This window comes from Pseudomonas sp. NDM (genome assembly GCF_003105095.1).
Taxonomy (GTDB): domain Bacteria; phylum Pseudomonadota; class Gammaproteobacteria; order Pseudomonadales; family Pseudomonadaceae; genus Aquipseudomonas; species Aquipseudomonas moraviensis_A.
Genome location: NZ_QETJ01000235.1, coordinates 1 through 5,619 on the forward strand (window position 1 = coordinate 1; position 5,619 = coordinate 5,619).

6 protein-coding genes are annotated in these 5,619 nt (G+C 61.5%); 3 read left to right on the top strand and 3 right to left on the bottom strand.

Features of this window, described 5'->3' with window-relative positions; genetic code table 11:
• Positions 1-31: 31 nt before the first annotated feature.
• A complete protein-coding gene (locus DCO47_RS25365) occupies positions 32-520 on the bottom strand; it encodes a GFA family protein (RefSeq protein WP_065616126.1) in 489 nt (162 codons plus the stop codon).
• A 139-nt stretch (positions 521-659) separates the two neighbouring features.
• On the opposite strand from DCO47_RS25365, the gene glsB reads away from it, so the two are divergent.
• Both glsB and DCO47_RS25380 read left to right on the top strand, forming a co-directional pair.
• Positions 660-1,568 carry a glutaminase B gene (glsB, locus tag DCO47_RS25370; RefSeq protein ID WP_042609378.1) on the top strand — a complete coding sequence of 303 codons (909 nt, stop codon included), beginning with the start codon at positions 660-662 and terminating at the stop codon, positions 1,566-1,568.
• A 192-nt stretch (positions 1,569-1,760) separates the two neighbouring features.
• Positions 1,761-3,263, top strand: a complete 1,503-nt coding sequence (locus DCO47_RS25380; protein ID WP_065616127.1) for an aldehyde dehydrogenase family protein — start codon at positions 1,761-1,763, stop codon at positions 3,261-3,263.
• 112 nt (positions 3,264-3,375) lie between these two features.
• Here DCO47_RS25380 and DCO47_RS25385 read toward each other — a convergent pair whose 3' ends face one another.
• Entirely contained in the window at positions 3,376-4,035 is a 660-nt protein-coding gene (locus DCO47_RS25385) for a carbonic anhydrase (RefSeq protein ID WP_065616128.1), read from the bottom strand.
• A gap of 58 nt (positions 4,036-4,093) precedes the next feature.
• Complete coding sequence (gene cynS, locus DCO47_RS25390) at positions 4,094-4,561, bottom strand: cyanase (protein ID WP_065616129.1); 468 nt, start codon at positions 4,559-4,561, stop codon at positions 4,094-4,096.
• Between the two features lie 120 nt (positions 4,562-4,681).
• Here cynS and cynR point away from each other — a divergent pair, with 120 nt between their 5' ends.
• Positions 4,682-5,554, top strand: coding sequence for a transcriptional regulator CynR (gene cynR, locus DCO47_RS25395; RefSeq protein ID WP_116659183.1), 873 nt, complete (start codon positions 4,682-4,684; stop codon positions 5,552-5,554).
• Positions 5,555-5,619: the final 65 nt, after the last annotated feature.

Genomic DNA, 5,619 nt, shown 5'->3' on the forward strand with positions numbered 1-5,619 from the left:
CGAGCAGGCTCACTCCTACAAGGGGCGGTGTTCAGCTAGTCAGGCCGAGCCGCTCATGCCACTGGGCAATGGACTCTTCGGGATACTCATCGAACTGCTGATCCTTAGCCTTGGCCTCGACCTCAACCCATGGCGCTTTCGAACCAAGCATCAGGTGCGTGTGTTCCGGCGGCACCGGCAGCGGCGTATCGATCGCCGAGGCGAATGGATGAATCAACTCTGGCCATTCCGGACTGAACAGCCACAAACCGCTGCCGCACAGCGAACAGAAGTGGCGCTCGGCGCTGCTGCGATGGGCGCGGTTGTCGCCTTCGGCTTTCATCTTCGCGTGATAGATGCTGATGTTTTTGCGCCCGCGAACCTTGAGGCTGGTCGCGTCGCCGCCGAGGTTGATCGCATAACCGCCGCCGCCCTGGGTCTTGCGGCAGATCGAGCAGTAGCAGCGTTGATAAGGGTAGGGGTGGACGCTGTCGAGGCTGAACGTGACTTCGCCGCAATGGCAGGAGCCTTCGAGGTGCATGGTGCTCTCCCGTGTCTGAATGGTCCGGTTCAGCCTAGAACACTTTGCGCAGCGCTTGCCGGTGTGATGCGACCGGCGGGCGCAGCGTCTAGCCCCAGTGTCCCCGCGATCCCATGGGGCGAGACTTTCGGAACCCGGCATGCAAGCGCTGTTGAACGAGATCCTTGACGCCGTCCGGCCCCTGATCGGGCAGGGCAAGGTCGCTGACTATATTCCCGCCCTCGGCACGGTGCCGGCCAACCAATTGGGCATCGCCGTGTACGGCAATGACGGCGAAATGTACTTTGCTGGGGACGCTGAAACGCCGTTCTCGGTGCAGAGTATTTCCAAAGTCTTCAGCCTGGTGCAGGCCATCGATCATTCCGGCGAGGCGATCTGGGAACGGCTTGGTCATGAGCCTTCCGGCCAGCCGTTCAACTCGCTGGTGCAACTGGAATTCGAGCGCGGCCGCCCGCGCAATCCGTTCATCAATGCCGGGGCGCTGGTGATCTGCGACATCAATCAGTCGCGCTTCGCCGCGCCGACGTTGTCGATGCGTGATTTCGTCCGGCGTCTGTCCGGCAATCCGCAAATCATGATCGACGGCAAGGTCGCCGACTCCGAATACCAGCACCGCGCGCGCAATGCGGCGATGGCCTATCTGATGCAGTCGTTCGGCAATTTTCACAACGACGTCGAAGCGGTGTTGCGCAGCTATTTCAGCCACTGCGCGCTGCGGATGAATTGCATCGATCTGGCCCGGGCGTTCTGCTTTCTGGCCAATGACGGTTTCTGCAAGCACAGCGGCGAGCAGATCCTCACGCGCCGCCAGACCCAGCAGGTCAACTCGATCATGGCTACCAGCGGTTTGTATGACGAAGCGGGCAACTTCGCCTATCGCGTCGGTCTGCCGGGCAAGAGCGGAGTGGGCGGCGGGATCGTCGCGGTGGTGCCGGGGCAATTCACAGTCTGTGTGTGGTCACCGGAGTTGAACGCGGCAGGTAATTCGCTGGCGGGGATGGCGGCGCTGGAGTTGCTGAGCTCAAGGATTGGCTGGTCCGTCTTCTGAAACTCACACAGTCCCCTTGTAGGAGTGAGCCTGCTCGCGATAGCGGTATGCCAGACAAAATAATGTCGACTTGTCTACCGCTATCGCGAGCAGGCTCACTCCTACAAGGTTTTTTCGGTGGATTGAAGAGGTGTATTTCAGCTAGTAATCCGCTACATTTTCCGGCCGCCCTCTGCATGGTGAATCCGCTTCATGTCTCTTGCGCTCGAACGTCTAGTCGCTGGCACGCCGATCCCTTTCGCTGGTAACCGCGTCACCGTGGTCAGCCCCGAACTGGCTGCGCGGTTTCAGCCCGGTGACCATTTGCTGGTCGAGCAGGTCAGTGGCGAGTTGTTGCTGATCCCCGTGGCCGATCAACAGGCCGCTTCTGTGGCAATCGAGCGTGCGGCAGCGGCATTCACTGCGTTGTCGGCGGTGTCCGATGAAGCCATCAGCCAGTTTTTCGACCTGTTTGCCCAGCGCCTGGAAAATCCTGAGTGCTGGACGCAGATCGAAGCCGCCAATCGCGCCGACATCGAACGGGCCAAGGCACGCGGTCGCTCGACCACTCGCTTGCTCGCTGATGAGCGGATGCGCCGCGACATGATCGCCGGGCTGCGCGCCTGGCGTGATGCGCCACCGACGCGCGGCAAGGTGATCAGCAGCGTCGAACATGACGGCTGGAAGGTCGAACAGGTGGTCTCGCCGCTGGGCATCGTCGCGTTTGTCTTCGAAGGCCGGCCCAACGTATTTGCCGACGCCGCCGGGGTGCTGCGCACCGGCAACACCGCAGTACTGCGCATCGGCAGCGATGCATTGGGCACTGCACAAGCCATCGTCACTCACGCGCTGAATCCAGCACTGGCCGAAGCCGGCTTGCCGGTTGGCGCGGTGTCATTGGTGGAAAGCGTCAATCATGCCGCCGGTTGGGCGATGTTCGCCGATCGGCGTCTGTCGTTGGCCGTGGCGCGCGGCTCGGGCCGGGCGGTCAGTCAGTTGGGCAGCATCGCCCAGCAGGCCGGCACCGCCGTCAGCCTGCACGGCACCGGCGGTGCATGGCTGATTGCCGACCGTGATGCCGACGCCACGCGCTTCGCGGCAGTGGTGCGCAACTCGCTGGACCGCAAAGTCTGCAACACCCTGAACGTCTGCCTGATCCAGCGTGAACGTGCCGCCGAACTGGTGCCGCTGTTCCTCGATGCCTTGAAAGACGCCGGCACTGCGCGCGGTCAAGGCTGCAAATTGCACATCGTTGAGGGCAGTGAAAGCTGCCTGCCAGGCGAATGGCAAAACGCGACGGTCGAGGTGTATCGCGCTGAGGGTTACCGGACCGAAGCGCTGGCCGAATCCTTGCCTGAATCGGACCTGGGCCGTGAGTGGGAATGGGAAGAGACTCCGGAAGTCAGCCTGATGATCGTCGAGGATCTGAATCAGGCCATTACGCTGTTCAACCGCTACAGCCCGCAATTCACCGTGTCCTTGATCAGCGAGGATGCGGCGGTTCAGGAACGCTTCTACAACGCAGTGAACGCGCCGTTCGTGGGCAACGGCATCACTCGTTGGGTCGATGGCCAGTACGCACTGAACAAGCCGGAACTGGGCCTTTCGAACTGGGAGAGCGGCAGGCTGTTTGCGCGCAGTGCGATTCTTTCCGGGGATGGCGTGTTTACCGTGCGCAGCCGGATGACTCAGATTGATCTCACGGTGAAGCGCTGACTCGAAATCCGGACCGCACCGTGTAGGAGCTGCCGAAGGTTGCGATCTTTTGATTTTGGGTAGAAATCAAGATCAAAGGATCGCAGCCTTCGGCAGCTCCTACAGGGGCGGGTCAGGCAGCGTGGCTGGCTTGCGCGCTGATCGCGCAAGTCGTGGGTTGCTCCGCCAGCGGCACAAAGGTGCGACGATCGGAAGAGAGCGCGTCGATCGAACCGGTCTCGATGTCATACACCCAGCCATGCAGATTCAGCCGACCTTGCTCCTGCGCCAGGCGCACGCTCGGATGGGTCTGGATGTTCGCCAGTTGCGCGATGACGTTCTCGCGCACCATCGAACTCAACTTCGCTGCATCGCTGCCATGCGTGCGCGCTTCGTTCATCACCTTCGCCGATTCGGCATGTTGCAGCCAACCGCTGACGGCGGGCAGGTGATCCATGCATTTGCACTGGGCAATCGCCGTCATTGCGCCGCAATCGGAGTGGCCGCAAATCACGATATCGCTCACACCCAGCACCGCCACTGCATACTCCACCGTCGCCGAGACGCCGCCTGGATGCGGGCTGTAGGAGGGCACGATATTGCCGGCGTTGCGGATCACGAACAGCTCGCCGGGCTCTTGCTGGGTCAGCAGCTCCGGCACCACACGGCTGTCGGAACAGGTGATGAACAGCGTGCCGGGTTGTTGCGTGGTCGCCAGGTGTTTGAATAGTTCGCTGCGTTGCGGGAAAGCTTCGTTCTGGAATTTCAGGAAGCCGTCGATCAGGGCTTTCATGGGCGTGTCCTCTTGGCAGAAATCGGATGGCCCGCACGCAAGGTGCGGGCCGGGCTCGTCAGAACGGACGCAGCGGCAGGAACTTGCCGTCGAGGGTGACCACGGCGCGGGAGCCGCCTTCCGGGTCTTCGACTTTCTTGATGTCCAGTTTGAAGTTGATCGCGCTGATGATGCCGTCGCCGAACTGTTCATGAACCAGCGCTTTCAGCGTGGTGCCGTAGATCTGGATCATTTCGTAAAAACGGTAGATGGTCGGGTCGGTGGGCACGCCGCTGAGGCTGCCACGCAGAGGAATGATCTGCAGAGCGGCAATGTCATCAGCGGTCAGTTGGAGCTTGTCACCCACCACTTGGGCAGCGCTTTGCGGCAGCGGATGCTGACCGAGGAGGGCCGCGGTGACGTAGGCCAGGCTGAGGCCGGTGTCTTCGGCGAGATCCTGCCACGACAGATCTTTTTTCGCCTTGGCGTCGAGAACGCGAGTAGTCAGGGCCAGGCTGTTGTCGTTATAGGCGTGGGACTGTTGCATGGTGTCACTCCTTTCAAGGGTCGGCTTGCTGTGTGGGACTAATCTTGCGCTGGTGGATTCATAGCGTCCAAGACCCATATACAATGCGCTGCATAAGCCCTGCCTATAGATGGTGTGCCCATGCTATTGCGACATTTGCGTTATCTGCTGGCAGTAGCCGATCACGGTGGTTTCACCCGCGCCGCCGAAGCGCTGCATGTCTCGCAGCCGACGCTGTCGCAGCAGATACGCCAATTGGAAGAGACCCTCGGGGTGAGTCTGTTCGATCGCACCTCGCGCACAGTGAAGCCGACGGATGCCGGTGCGGCCTACATCGAATGCGCGCGGCGCGTGATGGTGGAGCTGGAGGCTGGGCAGCGCGCGTTGCACGATGTGAAGGATTTGTCCCGGGGCACCCTGCGCCTGGCGATGACGCCGACGTTCATGGCGTATCTGGTCGGGCCGCTGGTGCGTGATTACCGGGCACGGTTTCCCGGAATTCATCTGGAAATCTTCGAACTGTCGATGGATGACATCGAGGCCGGCCTCGCCGATGACTCGCTGGATGTCGCGATCGCGTTTACGCCGGTGCGCAATGCCGAGATTGAATGCCTGCCGGCATTTACCGAGACGCTGGGGATCATGGTCGGGCCTGGGCATCCGCTGTACGACAGCTCTTCGGCGTTGACGCCGACGGACGTCGCTTCACTGGATTTCGCCTTGCTGGCCCCGGGCTTCATCACGCGGTTATCGGTGGATGAGTATTTCCATCAGCACGGGATTACGCCGCAGGTGCGGATCGAGGTGAATTCGGTGAGCACGTTGCTGGAAGTGGTGCGGCATTCCCCGCTGGCCACGATGTTGCCGGAAGCGATTGCCAGCGAAGACCGCGCATTGCGCCGGTTGCGTGTCGAAGGGGAGGCGCCACAGCGGGGCGCGGCGTTGTTGCGGCGCAGGAATAATTACCACAGTGCGGCGGCGCTGGCGTTTGTGGAATTGGTGGTGGAACTGTAGGGGCACAAGGCAACGCTATCCCTGTAGGAGTGAGCCTGCTCGCGATAGCGGTGCGTCAGTTAGAT

Excerpts from the sequence above, each read along its gene's own strand:
- DCO47_RS25365 (WP_065616126.1), bottom strand. The coding sequence starts at position 520 with ATGCACCTCGAAGGCTCCTGCCATTGCGGCGAAGTCACGTTCAGCCTC.
- glsB (WP_042609378.1), top strand. The coding sequence starts at position 660 with ATGCAAGCGCTGTTGAACGAGATCCTTGACGCCGTCCGGCCCCTGATC.
- DCO47_RS25380 (WP_065616127.1), top strand. The coding sequence starts at position 1,761 with ATGTCTCTTGCGCTCGAACGTCTAGTCGCTGGCACGCCGATCCCTTTC.
- DCO47_RS25385 (WP_065616128.1), bottom strand. The coding sequence starts at position 4,035 with ATGAAAGCCCTGATCGACGGCTTCCTGAAATTCCAGAACGAAGCTTTC.
- cynS (WP_065616129.1), bottom strand. The coding sequence starts at position 4,561 with ATGCAACAGTCCCACGCCTATAACGACAACAGCCTGGCCCTGACTACT.
- cynR (WP_116659183.1), top strand. The coding sequence starts at position 4,682 with ATGCTATTGCGACATTTGCGTTATCTGCTGGCAGTAGCCGATCACGGT.